Here is a 19,704-nt window from a genome sequence, read left to right as displayed (position 1 = left end):
CTGTCTACGAAGTCGACCAATCGACTTACCCCTGACGTCAGTTGTTGCGAATCCGGACTCTCCCACGAGACACATCCCGCACACCTCTTGACGCGTACAGGCCCATCGGGGAAACATCACCGTAACGAGAGAGCGCTCTCTCGCATTCCCCCCTCAGGCGCTCTCCCGCCCGTCCGTCGTGCACGCGTACCACGACCCAGGAGACGTACCTTCATGCATGTTCCCCCCACCGCACCACGCTCCGCACCGCGCAGGCACCGCAGGTCCAAGGCCCTCGGGTTCGCCGCGCTCGCCGTATCGCTGCTCATGGCCGTCCCCACCGCCCAGACAGCGTTCGGCGAAGAGTCCCAGCAGGTCCAGGCCGTCCCCGGCGGCGGTGACCTCGGGCCGAACGTCCATGTCTTCGACCCCTCCACGCCCGACATCCAGGGCAAGGTCGACGAGATCTTCAAGAAGCAGGAGTCCGCGCAGTTCGGCCTCGACCGCTACGCGCTGCTGTTCAAGCCGGGCACGTACGACAACATCAACGCGCAGATCGGGTTCTACACCTCGATCGCGGGCCTCGGGCTCAACCCGAACGACACCACCTTCAACGGCGATGTGACGGTCGACGCGGGCTGGTTCGACGGGAACGCCACGCAGAACTTCTGGCGCTCGGCGGAGAACCTGACGCTGAACCCGGTCAACGGCACCAACCGCTGGGCGGTCTCCCAGGCCGCGCCGTTCCGCCGGATGCATGTCAAGGGCGGGCTGAACCTGGCGCCCGACGGGTACGGCTGGGCCAGCGGCGGCTACATCGCCGACAGCAAGATCGACGGCCAGGTCGGGCCGTACTCCCAGCAGCAGTGGTACACCCGCGACAGCTCGGTCGGCGGCTGGGGCAACGGCGTCTGGAACATGACGTTCTCGGGCGTCGAGGGCGCGCCGGCCAACAGCTTCCCGGAGCCGCCCTACACCACGCTCCAGACGACCCCCATCTCCCGCGAGAAGCCCTTCCTCTACCTCGACGGGGACGACTACAAGGTCTTCGTCCCCCAGAAGCGGGAGAACGCGCGGGGTGTCTCGTGGGCCAACGGCACACCGGCGGGTGAGTCGATCCCGCTGGACCAGTTCTACGTCGTGAAGGAGGGGGCGGACGCCGCCACCATCAACGCCGCCGTGGAGCAGGGCCTGCACCTCCTGTTCACCCCCGGCGTCTACCACATCGACGAGCCGATCACGATCAACCGCCCGGACACGGTGGCCCTCGGTCTGGGCCTCGCGACGATCATCCCGGACAACGGGGTGACCGCGATCAAGGTCGGTGACGTGGACGGCGTCAAGCTCGCGGGCCTCCTGGTCGACGCGGGCCCGGTGAACTCCGAGACGCTGATCGAGGTCGGCCCGGAGAACGCCTCGGCCGACCACGCGGCCAACCCGACATCGCTCCAGGACGTGTTCGTACGGATCGGCGGAGCGGGCCCCGGCAAGGCGACCACCAGCATCGTCGTCAACAGCGACGACACGATCATCGACCACACCTGGGTGTGGCGCGCGGACCATGGCGAGGGCTGGGGCTGGGAGACCAACCGGGCCGACTACGGGGTCCGGGTCAACGGTGACGACGTCCTGGCGACCGGTCTGTTCGTCGAACACTTCAACAAGTACGACGTCGAGTGGTACGGCGAGCGCGGCCGGACGATCTTCTTCCAGAACGAGAAGGCGTACGACGCCCCCAACCAGGAGGCGATCCAGAACGGCGACACCAAGGGCTACGCGGCCTACCGGGTCGACGACTCGGTCGAGGAGCACGAGGGCTGGGGCATGGGCAGCTACTGCTTCTACAACGTCGACCCGACCATCGTCCAGGGCCACGGCTTCAAGGCCCCGGTGAAGCCCGGGGTGAAGTTCCACAGCCTGATCGTGGTCTCGCTGGGCGGCCAGGGACAGTACGAGCATGTGATCAACGAGGTCGGGTCCCCCACGTCCGGAACGGACACGATCCCCTCGCAGGTGGTGTCCTTCCCGTAGCGCTTGATACGACTGACTACGGGAGCTGTACGGGAGCGGGGCCCGGCTGCTGATGAGCGCCGGGCCCCGCTCCGCTGCCTTCTCCGTGCCCCCAGGTCCGAACGGCCGCGGCCCCCGCCCGAGGTGTCCGGGCGGGGGCTGCGGGCTGGGCGTACGGCGGGAGGATCAGCCCTCGCCGGTCAGGTTGATGGTGACCGTGCGCTCTGCCGGGGTCTTGCCCGCCAGGGCCGTCTTCATCGCCTGGGCGACGTCGTCCGCGCCGACCGGGTGCTGCTGGCCGTCGGCCTTGACGGCCGTGATGCCGTCGAAGACGCCGTCCAGCAGGGTCTCGATCGCCTTCTTGTCGTAGACGTCGACCAGGCGGCCGTCCACGGCCTTCATGGAGAGGATCTGCGGCAGCGAACGTGCCGGGCCGAACTGGATCTGCTTCGGGCCCGCCTTGATGGTGATCAGGTCCGACATCGCGGGCTCGGCGAACTCCTTCATCGCCCGGGTCAGTTCGGCCTGGGTGATGGTGGGCTCCCTGGTGGCGACGGGCAGTTCGACCACCTTGGCCTGACCGGTCTGCACCTGGGCGCGGTAGGCGTCGCGGACCGAGACCAGCGACTGGCCGACGTCCAGCGTCTTTCCGGGCTTGCCCGGTACCGCGACCGCCTTGTTCGGCTCGAAGCGGATCGTGCCGTCCTGGGACGAACCCGCGGTGCCCGCCAGGTCGTTCAGTGCGACGCCCAGCTTCTCCTCGTCGACCGGGATCACCGGGTCCGCGGTGCGCGCCCCGCCGAACAGCGAGCCGATCACCGAGACCGGGTTGTAGTCGCTGCCCGCGGCGCCGCGCACGGTCTCCTGGCTGTCCAGGGTGAGACCGGCCTTCTCCGGGTCCAGCTTCTGCTCCTGGCCGTCCACGGACAGCGTCAGCGGCGCCTGGGACCGCTCGCCGAGCGCGGCGTCCAGCTTGGCGACCGCCTCCTCCTTCGTGCCGCCGCCGATGTCCACGCCGAGCACCGTGGTGCCCTTGGGCACCTCGGAGTGGTTCAGCAGGAGGCCGGCGCCGTAGGCGATGCCGAGCAGCACGACCGCCGCCACGGCGAGGAGGACCAGCTTGGAGCGGCCCTTCTTCGCGGGGACGGAGGGTGTCGGTGCGGGGCGCGCGGCGGGGGTGGCCGAGGGGGATGCCGTGCCCGGGCCGCCGGGACCTCCCGGGAACGGGCCACCCTGGCCTCCCGCGAACGGGCCACCGGTGCCACCGGTGTCCGGCCTGCCCGGGAACGACGTCCGGGGCTCGCTGGGCACCACGGGGATGCCGCTCGTCAGCGTGTCGCCCGAGACATGGCCGCCGGGGCCGAAGTCGGCGTCGGGCCCCGGGGACTGCGGCGTCAGGATCGCGGTGTCGTCGGAGAGCCTGGGCGGTACGCCGCCGGGGGTGCCCGGGACCATCGGGCCGGGGCCGCCGAGGCCCGGGACGCCGTCGAGGTTGGGGGTCAGCGACGAGGTGCCGGTGACGGGGCCGGTGGTGGGGCCGGACGGGCCGGGCGAACCCGGCGTACGGACTCCGAGGTCGGGTGTGGAGCGCGGGCCCGCGCCGGGGGGCTCCGTGCTGTAGCCGTCCAGAGCGCTGCCGGAGCCGGGCATACCGGGGGCGGGGAGGCCGGAGCCGGACGGGCCCGGGCCGCCGCCCGGGTGCGGAGCGGCGTCCGAGAAGTACGGCAGGTCGGGGCGCGAGCGGCCGCCGTCGTCGGGACCGCCGCCGGGGCCCGGACCGACGCCCGCTCCCGCGCCGAGAGGCCCCGTGCCGCCGGAACCCGTCCCGGGCGCACCACCGGAACCAGGCGCACCGCCCGTACCGGAAGCCGGTGCGGATCCCGGGGCCGGGTTCTTGCGCGGGGCGAACCAGTCGCTCCCGCTCTTCGCCTTGGCCGGCTCGTCGGCGGCAGCGGACGGATCGGTGGGGCCACCGTCCCGGGGGTGTGCGGACGGGCCACCGGACGTGCCGGTTCCGCCCGACGCGCCGCCCGTCAGGCCCGAAGGCGCGGACGGCGGCGTGCCGGGGCGCGGAGCGCTGCCGGTGCGCTCCGCTTCGGCACGGCCGGCGGCGATGTCGCTCTCGGCCATCGGCGTACGCATCACGACCGGCGGGATGGGACGCGACCCGGGGATGTTGATCCGGATGCGCGTCGTCAGCGTCGTCTCGGTCTTCGGCTCTTCGGGCCGGGGCGGATCGACGGATTCCGGGGTCTCGTCCGAGCCGGCCGGCGACGAATACTGGCGGGATCCGTACGGCGGCGTACCCGACGGGTACGCGGCTCCACCGCGCCCCTGGGGCCCGGAGGACGAACTGTCAGTTTCACGACTCAAAGCAGGTTCTCCCGATTGGCTCCGCCGCCCGTACTTCCCCCATGCCGCAGGCCAGGGGACGGCTCGGCGCGCGCACCACCATACTGGCCGCCGCCGTAGGACACTCCGCGACCGGGGGAAACCTCCACGTCGGCATCACACCTGTGGGGGGCATTCCGGGCGCGGACTTAGCACTTCAGATACCGGACCGGCCGTTACGCGTGGCTGATTGCGGCACTTTCGAGGTGGTGGCGCACATCACAGCGACGGCGGTTCCGCCGAGCATGAAGAGCACCAGGCCGAGTTCGTCGCCGAAGACGTAGTCGCCTTCCGGCCGGCCGGACAGCAGGAGGAAGACGGTGACGAACCAGCCGGCCGCCGGCGCGAGTGCGCCGATCTGGGTGCCGGTCAGGATGCGGCCGCCGTAGAAGAGGCCCGCCGATCCCGCCAGCGCGATGATCAACCCGCCCGGGAACCACGCCGCTTGGACCAGCGTCCCGGCGAGCGCGACGAGGGCGCCGAGCACCGCGAGCCCGAAGTAGGCAGCGATCCGGGCCGGGTTCGGCCGGGCGGTGAAGCCGGTGGGTTCGGGCACCCTGGGGGGCGCGTTGGTCCGTGGGGCGTTGCTGCTGGGGGCGCCGGAACGCGCCGCGGCGGTACGGGCTCCGTCGGCGCGCGAGGCACCGGTGCGCGCCGCGCCTGCTCGGTCACGGCCCTTGCCCGCGTTCCCGCTCATGCGCCCGCCCCCGGTACGGAATCCGGCCGGGCGGCCGAAGCGGAACCCGCGCCGGTCACGGAAGCGGAACCCGCTCCGGCAGCCGAAGCGGAACCGGAAGCCACACCCCGTGCGGAAACGGTCCCGGCACCCGTATCGGCACCCGTCCCGGCAGCCACCCCCGCGAACAGGTCGTCCTCCCGCGCTCCCCCGCCGGCCCCGGGCACGCCCCGCACCAGCTGGTAGCACTCCGTCGTCAGCAGCGGCTGGCCCAGGTCGTTGGAGAGGGCGAAGAAGGAGCCCTCGCCGTCCACCGCGATCTGCGTGGCGTGGGCGCGCATCGCCGCCGCCTTCGCCCCGGCGTACGCCGTCCCGTCGATCTCCGCCGTGATCTCGTCCCCGTCGACCACACCGGGGACGTCGTCCACCGCCGCGATGCCCGGGAAGGCGTCCGGCGCCGTCGTGCGGAGGCGGTCGAAGGCGGCCTCCACCACGGCCCGCTCCGCGCGGTTCCAGTAGACCTTGGCGATGGTGTGCGGGGCGCCGGTGCCGTACGCCGGGTCGGCGGCCAGGTCGGCGGCGCGCACCGCGACGCGGTGGGCCTGGATGTGGTCGGGGTGGCCGTAGCCGCCGTCGGGGTCGTAGGTGATCAGGACCTGGGGGCGGACCTCGCGTATCACCTCCACGAGGGGGGCGGCCGCCTCGTCCAGCGGGGCGGCCCAGAAGGCGCCGGGGCGCTCGTTCTGCTCGGTGCCCATCATCCCGGAGTCCCGGAATCGGCCCGCGCCGCCGAGGAAGCGGTGGTCGGTGACGCCGAGCTCCTTCATCGCCGCCGCCAGCTCGCCCACGCGGTGGGGGCCGAGGACGTCGTCGCGGTCTGCGGCGAGGTGGGCGAGGGCGGGCGGGATGACCTCGCCCTCCTCGCCCAGCGTGCAGGTCACCAGGGTGACGTGGGCGCCCTCGGCCGCATACCTGGCCATGGTGGCGCCGTTGTTGATCGACTCGTCGTCCGGGTGCGCGTGCACCAGCAGCAGACGGCGGGCGGGGAGGTCCTTCATGGGGACCACCCTACGAGCCCGGCGGCCCCCGGTGCTCCCCGCTCCCCGCAGACCACGTCAGCCGTGGGCGTACCCGGCCGGAAACCGGGTACACGCGGTCGGAAGGCGTAGGCACGCGGTCAGAACTTGATGCTTCCGATCATCCCCGCCACGTTGGACGTCAGGTCCGAGATGGTCGGGGCCACGGACGAACTGGCGATGTAGAACCCCAGCAGCACGCAGACCACCGCATGTCCGCCCTTCAGTCCGGATTTCCGGATCAGCAGGAAGACGATGATCGCCAGCAGCACCACCGCCGAAATCGAGAGCGCCACGGCGGTTCACCTCCATCAGTACGGTCGGTCGGGACGAAGACACGGGGATACATGGAGCCGACGGGTTCTTACCCACCGAGCGCTACGGATCATAACTATCCGTGCCAACGCATTGATCGGGGCACAGCAGCACGAGGGGCGCACGGACCGCTGCGCGAGGCTAAGTTCGGGGCCATGACCTCACCGAAGCTGTCCTTTCCCCGCCAGCACGCACGGACCCAGCGGTTCACTCTCGGCGCACCGCGCGCCTTCACCGTCTCACCGGATGAGACGCGAGTGATCTTTCTGCGCTCCACCTCGGGCACCGACCGCACCAACCGGCTCTGGGTCCTCGACCCGGCCTCCGGCGAGGAGCGGCTCGTCGCCGATCCCGAGGCGCTGCTGGGGGGTTCGGCGGAGCGGCTGTCGCCGCAGGAGCGGGCCCGGCGCGAGCGGACCCGTGAGGGATCGGCCGGAATCGTCTCCTACGCGGTGGACGCGGCGGCCGAGCTGGCCGCGTTCGCGCTGTCCGGGAAGGTGTACGTGGCCGAGCTGCGGGCCGGCACGGCGCGGGCGCTGCCGGTGCCGGGCCCGGTCATCGACCCACGCCCCTCCCCCGACGGGCGCCTCATCGCGTACGTCTCCAAGGGGGCGCTGCGGGTCGTGGGCGCCGAGGGCGAGGAGGACAGGGCGCTGGCGGAGCCGGAGGACGCCCATGTCACCTACGGCCTGGCCGAGTTCGTCGCCGCCGAGGAGATGCACCGCTTCCGGGGCTTCTGGTGGTCGCCCGACTCGGACCGGCTGCTGGTGGCGCGGGCCGACGACAGCCCCGTACAGCGATGGTTCATCGCCGATCCCGCGCACCCGGAGCGCAGGCCGGCCGAGGTGGCCTATCCGGCGGCGGGGACGCCCAACGCCGAGGTGCGGCTCTACGTGATGGACCTGGAGGGGGCCCGTACGGAAGTGGTCTGGGACCGGGCGGCGTTCCCGTACCTGGCCCAGGTGCACTGGTCCGCAGCCGGTGCTCCGCTGCTCCTCGTGCAGGCCCGTGACCAGCGCAGCCAGCGGTATCTGGCGGTGGACCCGGAGTCGGGTGAGACCCGGATCGTCCATGTCGACGAGGACCCGGTGTGGCTGGATCTGTTCGGCGGGGTGCCCGCGTGGGCGCCGGACGGGCGGCTCGTACGGATCGCGGACGAGGGCGGTGCGCGGGTGCTGGCCGTCGGCGACCGGCCGCTGACCGGATCGCAGTTGCACATCCAGGCGGTGCTGGACATCGGGGAGTCGGACATTCTCGTCTCCGCCGTCGCGGGCGAGGAGGCGGCGGCACCGGAGACCGGCGAGAGCCATGTGTACCGGGTCAACGAGCTGGGAATCGAGAGGATTTCCGAAGGGGTGGGTGTGCACTCCGCCGTCCGTTCGGGCGACTTGACCGTACTCGTCTCGGCCACTCCGGACGAGCCCGGATCGGCCGCCTGGGTCCTCCGGGACGGCAAGCGGCTGGTCCGGATCGCGAGCCACGCCCAGGAGCCGGTGCTCGCGGCACGGGTCACGCTCACCGAGGGGGGCGCACGGCGGATTCCGTGCGCCGTGCTGCTTCCGTCGGACTACCAGGAGTCGGACGGTCCGCTTCCGGTACTGATGGATCCGTACGGTGGACCGCACGGCCGCCGGGTGGTCGCCGCCCACAACGCGCACCTCACCTCGCAGTGGTTCGCGGACCAGGGGTTCGCGGTGGTCGTGGCGGACGGGCGTGGCGCGCCGGGCCGCTCGCCCGCCTGGGAGAAGGCCGTACGGGACGACTTCGTCCTCACCCTGGACGACCAGATCGAGGCCCTGCACGCACTGGCCGGGGAGTTCCCGCTGGATCTGGACCGGGTGGCCATCCGGGGCTGGTCGTACGGGGGTTACCTCTCCGGTCTCGCGGTGCTGCGGCGCCCCGACGTCTTCCACGCGGCGGTGGTGGGCGCCCCGGTGACGGACTGGCGGCTCTACGACACGCACTACACCGAGCGCTATCTCGGCGATCCGGCCGCGCAGCCCGAGGTGTACGCGTACAACGCCCTGATGACCGAGGACGGGCTCTCGCACGCGGCCGAGCAGGTGCGGCCGATGATGATCGTCCACGGGCTCGCGGACGACAACGTGGTGGTCGCGCACGCCCTGCGGCTCTCCTCGGCGCTGCTGGCGGCCGGGCGGCCGCACGAGGTGCTGCCGCTGAGCGGGGTGACGCACATGACGCCCCAGGAGCAGGTCGCGGAGAACCTGCTGCTGCTCCAGGTGGACTTCCTCAAGAGGTCGCTGGGGCTGACCGGCGCCTAGCCCACCGGCGGGTCAGGGCCGGGGCGGGGCCGGAACGCGGCCAACCGGCCGGAGCGACAAGACGACGCTCCGGCCGGTCCACGGCACCCGCACGGCCGTACGTTGCCCAGCATGAGGCGTCCGTATATCGGTGTGACGACGGTCAAGTTGCCTGGCTGTTAACGGATGCGGCGGCGGCGCGGAAGGGAGCGGGTGGTGTCGGGCGGTAGGTTTCTGCACTGATCATCACACCGTCCGCACGGGGGAACACCTTGACCAGGACCATCCATGGGCCGCTGCGCCTCGCCGCCGCCCTGACCGCCTGTACGGCCTTCCTCGCCGGCTGCGGCGGGAGCGGCTACAACCTGACCGAGCCGCCCTTCTCGGGCAGTCCGGCCTGCGCCACGCTCACCGGCCGGCTCCCCGCCAAGCTGGGCGGGTACGCGCTGGAGAGATCGGACGTGACCGGTGCCGCCGCCTGGGGGACGGCGACGTCATCGTCTACTGCGGGATGCCCGCACCGGAGACCGGCGGCGACTGCCTCGACGAGGGCGGTGTCGACTGGGTCGCCCAGCCGCCCGCCGACGACCGGACCGCCAAGATGTTCTCGACCCACGGCCGTGAGCCCGGCGTCCAGGTCCGGCTCCGCAACGAGACCACCGACGCCTCGGCCGTCCTCTCCGCCCTCGGCCCGGCCGTGCAGGACATCAAGGCCGGGGAGCCCTGCGGAACCACGGGCTGACCCCGTCCCCGTGACGCACGCGGGCCGGAGTTCAGCCCTCCGCCACCGGCCCCTCCGGCCCGCCCGGATCCTTCCCGGGCCCGTCCAGCCCCTCCCCGACCTCGCCCACGTCCTCCACCGGCCGCCCGCGCGTCGTCGTCCCCGGGGCCTCCACATCCGGCCCCGGTGAACGGCCCGCCGACCGCCCCGGCGCCGCCAGCTCCCCCTCCTGCGGCACCACCTGCTTCTCCTCCGCGAAGTGGCACGCCGAGTCGTGCCGGGCCGGGGTGTCCACCAGCCGGAACTCCGCCGGGACCGCCAGCAGCGGCACCTCCAGCTCGCACCGCTCCTGCGCCTTCCAGCAGCGGGTGCGGAAGCGGCACCCCGACGGGACGTTGGCGGGTGAGGGCACATCGCCGTGCAGGATGATCCGCTCCCGGTACGCGCGGGCCTCCGGGTCGGGGACCGGGACGGCGGAGAGCAGCGCCTGGGTGTACGGGTGGGTGGGGTGGTCGTAGATCTCCGCGTCGGAGCCGATCTCCACGATCCGGCCGAGGTACATCACGCCGACCCGGTCCGAGATGTGCCGCACGATGGAGAGGTCGTGCGCGATGAAGACGAAGCTGAGGCTGAACTCCGCCTGGAGCCGGTCCAGCAGGTTGACGACCTGGGCCTGGACGGAGACGTCGAGGGCCGAGACCGGTTCGTCCGCGACGATGATCTCCGGGTTGAGCGCGAGGCCGCGGGCGATGCCGATGCGCTGGCGCTGGCCGCCGGAGAACTGGTGCGGATAGCGGTTGATGTACTCCGGGTTGAGCCCGACGACGTCCAGCAGATCCTGGACCCGCTGCCGGCGGCTGCCCTTGGGGGCGACCTCGGGGTGGATCTCGTACGGCTCCCCGATGATGTCGCCGACCGTCATGCGCGGGTTCAGCGAGGTGTACGGGTCCTGGAAGACCATCTGGATGTTGCGGCGCACCGCCTTCAGCGCCCGGCCGGAGAGCTTGGAGATGTCCTCGCCCTTGTAGCGGATGGCCCCGGCGGTGGGCTTCTCCAGGTGGACCAGCATGCGCGCGACGGTGGACTTGCCGCAGCCGGACTCCCCCACGATGCCGAGCGTCTCGCCCGCGTGGAGGTCGAAGTCGACGCCGTCCACGGCCCGGACCGCGCCGACCTGCTTCTTGAAGAGGATGCCCTGGGTCAGCGGGTAGTGCTTGGCCAGCTCCCGCACTTCGAGGATCGGCTCGCCCTCGACGTACGGCCGCGTGCCCTCCCCCGCCTTGGAGAGCAGGGTCGAACCGGCCGCCGCGCCCCCTCCGCTCCCCTCACGGTCAGCGTGCATCGAGAGTCTCCTTCCAGAAGTGGCAGGCGCTGCGGCGCTGTTCGTCCACCTCGTAGAGCGGCGGCACCTCGCTGCGGCACACGTCCTGGGCCATCGGGCAGCGCGGGTTGAACGCGCAGCCGGGCGGGATGTGCAGCAGGTTGGGCGGCAGGCCCTTGATCGCGTACAGCTCCTGGCCCTTCTGGTCCAGGCGCGGGATCGACCGGAGGAGGCCCTTGGTGTACGGGTGGGCGGGCGCCTTGTAGATCTCGTGGACGGGGGCGGTCTCCACGATCCGCCCCGCGTACATCACCGCGATCTTGTCGGCCACGTCGGCGACCACGCCGAGGTCGTGGGTGATCAGGATGAGGCCCATGTTCAGCTCGCGCTGGAGCTCCGCGAGCAGGTCCATGACCTGGGCCTGGACGGTGACGTCCAGGGCGGTGGTCGGCTCGTCCGCGATGATCAGGGACGGCTCCAGGGCCAGCGCCATCGCGATCATGATGCGCTGGCGCATCCCGCCGGAGAACTGGTGGGGATACTGCCCGACCCGCTCCTTCGCCGCCGGGATGCGCACCCGGTCCATCAGCTCCACGGCCTTGGCCCGCGCGTCCTTGCGGGACATGCCCCGGTGGACGACGAACATCTCGCCGAGCTGCTCGCCCACGGTGAGGACCGGGTTCAGCGAGGAGAGCGCGTCCTGGAAGATCATGGCCATCTCCTGGCCGCGGATCTTGCGCCGCTCCTCCCCCTTGAGCTTCAGCAGGTCCTGGCCCTTGAAGAGGATCTCGCCGCCGGTGATCTTCCCGGGCGGCATGTCGAGGATGCCCATGACGGCCTGGGCGGTGACGGACTTGCCGGAGCCGGACTCCCCGAGGACGGCGAGCGTCTCGCCCTCGGCCACCGAGTAGTTGACCCCGTTGACGGCCTTGGCCACGCCCTCGCGGGTGTGGAACTCCACGTGCAGATCGCGCACTTCGAGCAACATGGCAACCGGCTCCTCAGCGCAGCTTGGGGTCGAGGGCGTCGCGCACCGCGTCGCCGAGCATGATGAACGCGAGCACGGTGACCGCCAGCGCTCCGGCGGGCCAGAGCAGCATGTGCGGGGCGTTGCGGATGTAGTTGGAGGCTGCGGAGATGTCGATGCCCCAGGAGACGGCCGGGTCCTTCAGGCCGACCCCGAGGAAGGAGAGCGTCGCCTCCAGCGAGATGTACGTGCCGAGCGCGATGGTCGCCACGACGATGACGGGCGCGATGGCGTTCGGGGTGATGTGGCGCAGCAGCATCCGGGAGTTGGAGGCGCCGAGCGCGCGGGCCGCCTGGACGTAGTCGTTCTGTTTGGCGGTGATCACCGAGCCGCGGGCGATACGGGCGATCTGCGGCCAGCCGAGCAGGACGATGAAGCCGACGACGGGCCAGACGGTGGAGCTGGTGACGACGGAGAGGAAGACCAGGCCGCCCAGGATGACGGGGATGCCGAAGAAGACGTCGGTGAGGCGGGAGAGGATCGAGTCCCACCAGCCGCCGAAGAAGCCCGCGAGCCCCCCGAGCACACTGCCGAGGACGGCGACGCCGAGGGTGGCGCAGACGCCGACGGTGACCGACGTACGCGTCCCGTACACGACCCGGGTGTAGACGTCGCGGCCCTGCGGGTCGAAGCCGAAGGGGTGGCCGGGCTCGGAGCCCTTCTGGGCGTCGTCCAGGTTGGCCTGGAGGGGGTCGCCGCTCGCGATGAGCGAGGGCCAGATCGAGATGACCACCAGGAAGAGGATGACCAGCGCGGAGATGATGAAGACCGGGTTGCGCCGCAGGTCGCGCCAGGCATCGGACCAGAGGCTGCGCGGCTTTCCGGCCGGTCCGGAGCCCTCGGGCCCGCCCGGGGTCCTCTCCAGGGTGGTGCCCTCCTCCATGGCGAGGTCCGTCGCGCCGCCGGCGCCCGCCTGGGAGATCGCTTCGTCCGGGGTCTGCGGCTCAGGCATAGCGGATCCTCGGGTCGAGTACGGCGTACAGGAGGTCGACGATCAGGTTGGCCGCCAGGAAGACGAGGACCAGGATGGTGACGAACCCGACCACGGTCTGGGAGTTCTGGCGCAGGATGCCCTGGTAGAGCTGGTAGCCGACCCCGTGGATGTTGAAGATCCGTTCGGTGACGATGGCCCCGCCCATCAGGGCGCCCACGTCCGTACCGATGAAGGTGACGACGGGGATCAGGGAGTTGCGCAGCAGATGCCGGACGACGACCCGGCGCCGGGGCAGGCCCTTGGCGATGGCGGTGCGTACGTAGTCGGCGCGGGCGTTCTCGGCGATCGAGGTCCGGGTGAGCCGGGTGACGTAGGCGAGCGAGACCGAGGCGAGGACCAGGCCGGGGACGAGGAGTTCGTCGATGGTGGGGTCCGAGGAGACCGAGGGCTTGATGATGCCCCACTTGACGCCCAGCAGGAGCTGGAGCAGCAGGCCGGTGACGAAGGTCGGGACGGCGATGACGACCAGGGTCAGGATGAGGACCGTGGTGTCGACGGGGCGGCCGCGCCGCAGGCCGGTGACGACGCCGAGGCTGATGCCGATGACGACCTCGAAGACGATCGCGACGATGGTGAGCCGGATCGTGATGGGGAAGGCGGTGGCCATCAGCTCGGTGACCTTCTGCCCGTTGAACGCGGTGCCGAAGTCGCCGGTGAAGAGGTTCCCCATGTACGTCAGGTATTGCTGCCAGACCGGCTTGTCGAGGCCGAACTCGGAGCGCAGCTGGGCGGCGGTGGCCGGATCGCACTGGCGGTCGCCGCAGAGGCCCGCGATGGGGTCGCCCATCACGTTCACCATGAGGAAGATCAGCAGCGTGGTGCCGAAGAAGACGGGGATCATCTGCAGCAGCCGCCGGATCACATAACGTCCCATGAGGGGCTCCGGGGGTCGGGGCGGGTCTGGCGGGATGGACCGGGGCCGGGACGCGCGTCGGGCGTCCCGGCCCCCCGGCCTCAGCGGGTCACGTGGCCGTGGTCTCCGTACGGCCGGGTCACTTGACCGTGATCTCCGTGTAGACCGGGACGCTGAACGGGTTCAGCTCCACGTTCTCGATCCGGTCCGAGTAGCCCGCGCTGCCGTTCTGGTACCAGAGCGGGATGGCCGGCATCTGCTCCACGAGCACCTTCTCGGCGTCCTGGAAGGTGGTGATGGCCTTCGCCTTGTCGGTCTCGGCGTTCGCCTTGTCGACCAGGCCGTCGAAGTCCTTGTTGGTCCACTTGCCGTCGTTGGACGAGGCGTTGGCGTAGTAGAGCGGCTGGAGGAAGTTCTGGATCAGCGGGTAGTCCATCTGCCAGCCCGCGCGCCAGGGACCCGTCAGCTTCTGGGTGGAGACCTGGCTGCGGAAGTCGGCGAAGGTGCCGATCGCGCCGCCGACGCAGGCCTGGTTGTTGCCCATGACGTTGTTGATGCTGTTGCAGACGGCGTCGACCCACTCCTTGTGGGAGCCGGTGTCCGCGTTGTACGAGATCTTCAGCTGGCCGCCGGGGATGCCGCCGCCCTCGTCGATCAGCTTCTTGGCCTCGGCCTTGTTGTACGTGCACTCCTTGCCGCAGAGCCCCTTCTTGAAGCCGCCGTCCTCGCCGAGGACCGGGGAGGTCCAGTCGGTCGCGGGGGTGCGGGTCTTCTGGAAGATCTGGTCGGTGATCTGCGGCCGGTTGATCGCCATGGAGAGCCCCTGGCGGACCTTGCGGGCGTCGTCGGTGTCCCACTTCTTGTCGTAGAACGGGAAGGCGAGGGTCTGGATGATGCCGGCGGGGGTGTTGATGTACCGGTCGCCGAGGTCCTGCTCCACGTTCCTGAGCTGGGAGGCGGGCACGTCGTCGACGAGGTCGAGATTGCCCGAGGTCAGGGAGGTGTAGGCGGTGTTGTTGTCGGTGAAGACCTTGAGGTCGACGCCGCCGTTCTTCGCCTTGTCGTCGCCCGGGTAGTCGTCCCAGCGGCGCAGGTTCATCGAGGAGCCCTTGGCGTACGACTGGACGGTGTACGGGCCGTTGCCGATGGGCTTGGAGAGCCAGGCGTCGTGGTCGTCGTAGAACGCCTTGGGCAGCGGGGCGAAGGCCGCGTAGCCGAGGGTGTCGGGCCAGAGGGAGAACTTCTGGCTGAGCTTGGCGGTGAAGGTCAGGTCGTCGACGACCTTGAGGCCGGAGAGGGTCTCGGCGGAGGCCGAGCCGGACTCGGGGTGGACCTTGTCGTACCCGTCGATGTACTGGAAGAAGTAGGCGTTCTTCTGGTTGTTCTTCAGCGCCGCGCCGTAGTTCCAGGCGTCCACGAAGGACTTGGCGGTCACCTTCTCGCCGTTGGAGAAGGTCCAGCCGTCCTTGATCTTGACCGTGAAGTTCTGGGCGTCGTCCGAGTCGATGGACTCGGCGAGCATGTTCTGCGCCTCGCCGGTCTTGGGGTCGTACCGGATGAGTCCCCGGAAGACCATGTCGAGGACCTTGCCGCCCTGCACCTCGTTGGTGTTCGCGGGCTCCAGCGGGTTCTGCGGGTCGCCCCAGGAGGAGCTGACGATCCCGTCGGCGCCGCTGCCGCCGCTGTCATCGCCTCCGCCGCCGCAGGCCGTCGCTGCCAGGGCGACGGCCACCGCACATGCGGCCCACCTGGCCTGTGTGGCTCCGCGCATGAAGTGCCTCCTAGAGTCATCGAGTAGCTCAATGCCTCATATCACCCCATACCGCCACGGATCGCATGCGGGCTTACCCCGTACGGGAACGGGGCGGTCCGGACACGACGATGCCCGGCCCCCTCGGAGGGGGCCGGGCATCTGACGTACTGCTACCGGAAGCGGTTACGCCGCGTGAACGACGTCCTTCTCCTCGGCGAAGTGGCACGCCGACTCGTGCGCGGCCGGGCCGCCCGAGGCGGCGAAGCGCTCGGGGATCGCCAGCAGCGGCGTCTCGGTGGCGCAGCGCTCCTCCGCCTTCCAGCACCGGGTGCGGAAGCGGCAGCCCGAGGGCGGATTCGCCGGTGACGGAACGTCACCGGTGAGGATGATCCGCTCGCGGCCCTCACGCGCGGAGGGGTCGGGCACCGGCACCGCGGAGAGCAGCGCCTGGGTGTACGGGTGCGTCGGGTGGTCGTAGATCTGCGTGTCCGTACCGATCTCGGCCATCTTGCCGAGGTACATGACGCCGACCCGGTCCGAGATGTGCCGGACGATGGACAGGTCGTGCGCGATGAAGAGGTAGGAGAGGTTGAACTCGTCCTGGAGCTTCTCCATCAGGTTGATGACCTGCGCCTGCACCGACACGTCCAGCGCCGAGACCGGCTCGTCGCAGATGATGATCTCCGGGTTGAGCGCGAGGCCGCGGGCGATGCCGATGCGCTGGCGCTGGCCGCCGGAGAACTGGTGCGGGTAGCGGTTGATGTACTCCGGGTTCAGGCCGACGACGTCCAGGAGCTCCTGGACCTTCCGCCGCCGGTCGCCCTTCGGAGCCACCTCGGGGTGGATCTCGAACGGCTCCCCGATGATGTCGCCGACCGTCATGCGCGGGTTCAGCGAGGTGTACGGGTCCTGGAACACCATCTGGATGTTGCGACGCACCGCCTTCAGCGCGCGCCCGGACAGCCTGGTGATGTCCTGGCCCTTGTAGAAGACCTCGCCGGCGGTGGCCTTCTCCAGCATCATGAGCAGCTTGGCGACGGTGGACTTGCCACAGCCGGACTCGCCCACGATGCCGAGCGTCTCGCCCTGGAAGAGATCGAAGGAGATCCCGTCCACGGCCTTGACCGCGCCGATCTGCTTCTTGAAGAGGATGCCCTGGGTCAGCGGGAAGTGCTTGACCAGGTTGCGCACCTGGAGGATCGGCTCGCCCCGCTCCACCGGCGCCTCGATGGCGGCGACCGCCTCCTCTTCGGTGGCGACGTCGACCGTCTCCACCTCGGTGACGTTAGGGGTGGCGTCCACGGACTCCTTGTCGAGCTCAGCCATGGATCGTCTCCTTCCAGAAGTGGCACGCGCTTCCGCGGCCCGGCAGGTCGGTGCCGTCGCGCTCGGTGACCGGGTGCAGCGGGGGGACATCCGTACGGCAGATGTCCTCGGCCTTGGGGCAGCGGGGGTTGAACGCGCAGCCCGAGGGGATACGCGTCAGGTTGGGCGGCAGGCCCTTGATCGCGTAGAGCTCCTGGCCCTTCTGGTCCAGACGCGGGATCGAGTCGAGGAGACCGCGGGTGTACGGGTGCGACGGGCGGCTGTAGAGCTCGTGCACCGGAGCGGTCTCCACGATCCGGCCCGCGTACATCACCGCGATCTTGTCCGCGACGTCGGCGACCACACCGAGGTCGTGGGTGATCAGGATGAGCCCCATGTTGTACTCGCGCTGGAGCTCCGCGAGCAGGTCCATGACCTGGGCCTGCACGGTGACGTCCAGGGCGGTGGTCGGCTCGTCCGCGATGATCAGGTCGGGCTCCAGGGCGAGCGCCATCGCGATCATGATGCGCTGGCGCATACCGCCGGAGAACTGGTGCGGGTAGTCGTCGACCCGCTCCTTGGCCGCCGGAATGCGCACCCGGTCCATCAGTTCGATGGCCTTGAGCTTGGCGTCCTTCTTGGACATGCCCAGGTGGACGCGGAACATCTCGCCGAGCTGGTAGCCCACGGTCAGCACCGGGTTGAGCGAGGAGAGGGCGTCCTGGAAGATCATCGCGACCTTGCGGCCCCGGATCTTGCGGCGCTCCTCCTCGGCCATGGTGAGCATGTCCTTGCCGCGGAAGAGGATCTCCCCCTGCGGGATGCGGCCCGGCGGCATGTCGAGGATGCCCATGATCGCCTGGGCGGTCACGGACTTGCCGGAGCCGGACTCGCCGAGCACGGCCAGCGTCTCACCGGCGTCGACGGTGTAGTTGACACCGTTGACGGCCTTGGCGACGCCCTCGCGGGTGTGGAACTCGACGTGCAGGTCCCGGACTTCGAGCAGCGGGCCCTGGTGGTCCTCCTCGCCGCGAGGGGCGGGGACGTTCGCGGTTTTTTCCATGGTGGTCACGTACGCCTCCCTCAGCGCAGCTTGGGATCGAGGGCGTCGCGGACCGCGTCGCCGAGCATGATGAACGCCAGCACGGTGATGCTGACGAAGCCGGCCGGGAAGAGCAGCGGGTGCAGCGACTCGCGGATCCGCCCCAGGGACTGATTGATCATGACGCCCCAGGAGATGGTCGGCTCCTGGATACCGACACCGAGGAAGCTGAGCGTCGCCTCGGCCGAGATGATCACACCGAGCGAGATGGTCGCGAGCACGATCAGCGGGGTCAGTGCGTTCGGCAGCACGTGCCGGAACATCAGCCGGCCGGTGGAGGCGCCGAGCGAGCGGGCCGCGGTCACGTAGTCGGACTGCTTGGTCTGCATGGCGGTGGACCGCATGATGCGGGCCATGCTCATCCAGCCGAGCACGGTGAGTGCGGTGAGCACACCCCAGATGCCGCCGATACGGAAGCCGTCGTCGTCGCGGAAGCTGTTGAGGATGACGATGGCGCCGACCAGGAACGGGATGCCCATGACGATGTCGATGCCGCGGGAGATGATCGCGTCGACCCACCGGCCGTAGAACCCGGCGACGAGGCCGAAGATCAGGGCGATGAGGGCCGATCCCAGGGTGGCGAGGACACCGACGGTGATCGAGGTCCGGGTGCCGTAGATGGTGCGGGCGTAGACGTCGCAGCCACGGGCGTCGTAACCGAACCAGGCGTCGGCGCTGGGCTTCTGCAACGACCGGCCCAGCTCGCACAGTTGCGGGTCGGCGCTGGCGAACAGCGACGGGAAGGCGGCCATGGCGACCAGCACCAGGATGATGCCGCCGGGGATCAGGAAGAGCGGTCGGCGAACGAGGTCGCGCACCGCGTCCTGGAGGAGGCTGCGCGGCTTGGCCAGCTCCTTGACGGGAGCCGTGCCCTGCGCCGATGCGGCCTTGGCCTCCTCGGCGGACTCCGGGGTGGCGGAGGTCTTGGTTGCGTCAGGCATAGCGAATCCTCGGGTCAAGCACGGCATAGAGGAGATCCACGATGAGCGCCATCACCACGTAGACGATGACGAGGAGGGTCACGAAACCGACCAGCGCCGGTCCGTCCTCGATCTGGATCGCCTTGAAGAGGTTGTAACCGACACCGGGGATGTTGAAGATCCGCTCGGTGACGATGGCCCCGCCCATGAGCGTTCCGAGGTCCGCGCCGAGGTAGGTGACCACGGGGATCAGCGAGTTCCTCAGGACGTGGATCCCGGTGATCCGGGACGGGGAAAGGCCCTTCGCCTTGGCCGTACGCACGTAGTCCATGCGCAGGTTCTCCGCTACGGAGGCTCTGGCGAGGCGTGCGATGTAGGCGAGCGAGACGGAACCGAGCACGAGGCCGGGCAGAAGGTAGCTGACGAAACCTTCGTTGGTCCCCGAGACGGGGAAGATGCCGGCCTTGACGCCCAGGAAGATCTGGCTGACCTGCCCGAGGACGAAGATCGGGATGGCGATGACGGTCAGCGTGGAGAGCAGGACAAGGTTGTCCAGGAACTTTCCGCGCCGCATGCCCGCCATCACACCGGCGGCGACACCGATGATCGTTTCGAAGACGAAGGCGATGCCGGCGATGCGGAGGGTCTCCGGCCACGCGTCGGCGATCATTTCGCTGATGGGACGGGAGCCACTGAGGCTCGTCCCGAAGTCACCCTGGACCAGACCCGCGAGGTAGTAGCCGTAGCGGATCGGCAGGGGATCGTCCAGGTGGTACTGCGCGGTCAGCGCAACTCTGATGCTTTCCGGAACAGGACGCTCTCCGTACAGGTTCTGTACCGGGTCACCACCCATGGCGGTGACGAGAGCGAAGACCAGAAAGGTGGTCCCGATGATGACCGGGAGCATCTGGAGCAGCCGTCTTGCGACGTAGCGGCCCATGGTTCCTCCTCGTGGGAACGACGGGGGGCGGATGTGGGTCCGCCCCCCGTCGTCAGGCCC

The 19,704-nt window shown here is 70.1% G+C and carries 16 protein-coding genes; 3 read left to right on the top strand and 13 right to left on the bottom strand.

Annotated features, from left to right (window positions below):
* Positions 1-213 precede the first annotated feature (213 nt).
* Positions 214-2,010 (top strand): pectate lyase-like domain-containing protein, encoded by a 1,797-nt coding sequence (locus D6270_RS22690; RefSeq protein ID WP_109163766.1) that lies wholly within the window; start codon positions 214-216, stop codon positions 2,008-2,010.
* 165 nt (positions 2,011-2,175) lie between these two features.
* On the opposite strand, the gene D6270_RS22685 is transcribed toward D6270_RS22690, so the two are convergent.
* From D6270_RS22685 to D6270_RS22665, 4 genes are all read right to left on the bottom strand, one after another.
* Positions 2,176-4,362, bottom strand: a complete 2,187-nt coding sequence (locus D6270_RS22685) for a peptidoglycan binding domain-containing protein (RefSeq protein ID WP_204117069.1) — start codon at positions 4,360-4,362, stop codon at positions 2,176-2,178.
* Positions 4,363-4,537: 175 nt separating this feature from the next.
* Positions 4,538-5,077 (bottom strand): DUF6113 family protein, encoded by a 540-nt coding sequence (locus tag D6270_RS22675; protein ID WP_109163767.1) that lies wholly within the window; start codon positions 5,075-5,077, stop codon positions 4,538-4,540.
* Positions 5,074-6,114, bottom strand: coding sequence for an N-acetyl-1-D-myo-inositol-2-amino-2-deoxy-alpha-D-glucopyranoside deacetylase (gene mshB / locus D6270_RS22670; RefSeq protein WP_109163768.1), 1,041 nt, complete (start codon positions 6,112-6,114; stop codon positions 5,074-5,076). Before mshB ends, D6270_RS22675 begins: the two co-directional genes overlap by 4 nt.
* Before the next feature lie 119 nt (positions 6,115-6,233).
* Entirely contained in the window at positions 6,234-6,428 is a 195-nt protein-coding gene (locus D6270_RS22665) for a hypothetical protein (protein ID WP_109163769.1), read from the bottom strand.
* A 174-nt stretch (positions 6,429-6,602) separates the two neighbouring features.
* On the opposite strand from D6270_RS22665, the gene D6270_RS22660 reads away from it, so the two are divergent.
* Both D6270_RS22660 and D6270_RS33300 read left to right on the top strand, forming a co-directional pair.
* Positions 6,603-8,729: a S9 family peptidase gene (locus tag D6270_RS22660; RefSeq protein ID WP_109163770.1), complete on the top strand. Its 2,127-nt coding sequence runs from the start codon at positions 6,603-6,605 to the stop codon at positions 8,727-8,729.
* Positions 8,730-9,219: 490 nt separating this feature from the next.
* Positions 9,220-9,450 carry a hypothetical protein gene (locus D6270_RS33300; RefSeq protein ID WP_225976928.1) on the top strand — a complete coding sequence of 77 codons (231 nt, stop codon included), beginning with the start codon at positions 9,220-9,222 and terminating at the stop codon, positions 9,448-9,450.
* A gap of 31 nt (positions 9,451-9,481) precedes the next feature.
* On the opposite strand, the gene D6270_RS22650 is transcribed toward D6270_RS33300, so the two are convergent.
* From D6270_RS22650 to D6270_RS22610, 9 genes are all read right to left on the bottom strand, one after another.
* Positions 9,482-10,771, bottom strand: a complete 1,290-nt coding sequence (locus D6270_RS22650; protein ID WP_109163772.1) for an ABC transporter ATP-binding protein — start codon at positions 10,769-10,771, stop codon at positions 9,482-9,484.
* Positions 10,761-11,738: an ABC transporter ATP-binding protein gene (locus tag D6270_RS22645; RefSeq protein ID WP_109163773.1), complete on the bottom strand. Its 978-nt coding sequence runs from the start codon at positions 11,736-11,738 to the stop codon at positions 10,761-10,763. The genes D6270_RS22650 and D6270_RS22645 overlap by 11 nt, the downstream gene beginning before the upstream one ends.
* 13 nt (positions 11,739-11,751) lie before the next feature.
* The gene (locus D6270_RS22640; protein ID WP_109163774.1) at positions 11,752-12,729 is read right to left on the bottom strand and encodes an ABC transporter permease; all 978 of its coding nucleotides are present in this window, start codon (positions 12,727-12,729) and stop codon (positions 11,752-11,754) included.
* Positions 12,722-13,645, bottom strand: a complete 924-nt coding sequence (locus D6270_RS22635; RefSeq protein ID WP_109163775.1) for an ABC transporter permease — start codon at positions 13,643-13,645, stop codon at positions 12,722-12,724. Before D6270_RS22635 ends, D6270_RS22640 begins: the two co-directional genes overlap by 8 nt.
* Positions 13,646-13,763: 118 nt before the next feature.
* Positions 13,764-15,395, bottom strand: a complete 1,632-nt coding sequence (locus D6270_RS22630; protein ID WP_109163776.1) for a peptide ABC transporter substrate-binding protein — start codon at positions 15,393-15,395, stop codon at positions 13,764-13,766.
* Between the two features lie 165 nt (positions 15,396-15,560).
* Positions 15,561-16,703 (bottom strand): ABC transporter ATP-binding protein, encoded by a 1,143-nt coding sequence (locus D6270_RS22625; protein WP_109163777.1) that lies wholly within the window; start codon positions 16,701-16,703, stop codon positions 15,561-15,563.
* Complete coding sequence (locus D6270_RS22620; RefSeq protein ID WP_109163778.1) at positions 16,696-17,754, bottom strand: ABC transporter ATP-binding protein; 1,059 nt, start codon at positions 17,752-17,754, stop codon at positions 16,696-16,698. Before D6270_RS22620 ends, D6270_RS22625 begins: the two co-directional genes overlap by 8 nt.
* An 11-nt stretch (positions 17,755-17,765) precedes the next feature.
* Positions 17,766-18,725: an ABC transporter permease gene (locus D6270_RS22615; protein WP_109163779.1), complete on the bottom strand. Its 960-nt coding sequence runs from the start codon at positions 18,723-18,725 to the stop codon at positions 17,766-17,768.
* Positions 18,718-19,644 carry an ABC transporter permease gene (locus D6270_RS22610; protein WP_109163780.1) on the bottom strand — a complete coding sequence of 309 codons (927 nt, stop codon included), beginning with the start codon at positions 19,642-19,644 and terminating at the stop codon, positions 18,718-18,720. The genes D6270_RS22615 and D6270_RS22610 overlap by 8 nt, the downstream gene beginning before the upstream one ends.
* Positions 19,645-19,704: the final 60 nt, after the last annotated feature.

Source organism: Streptomyces griseus subsp. griseus (genome assembly GCF_003610995.1).
GTDB lineage: Bacteria > Actinomycetota > Actinomycetes > Streptomycetales > Streptomycetaceae > Streptomyces.
This window is presented reverse-complemented; position numbering and strand designations above follow the sequence as displayed.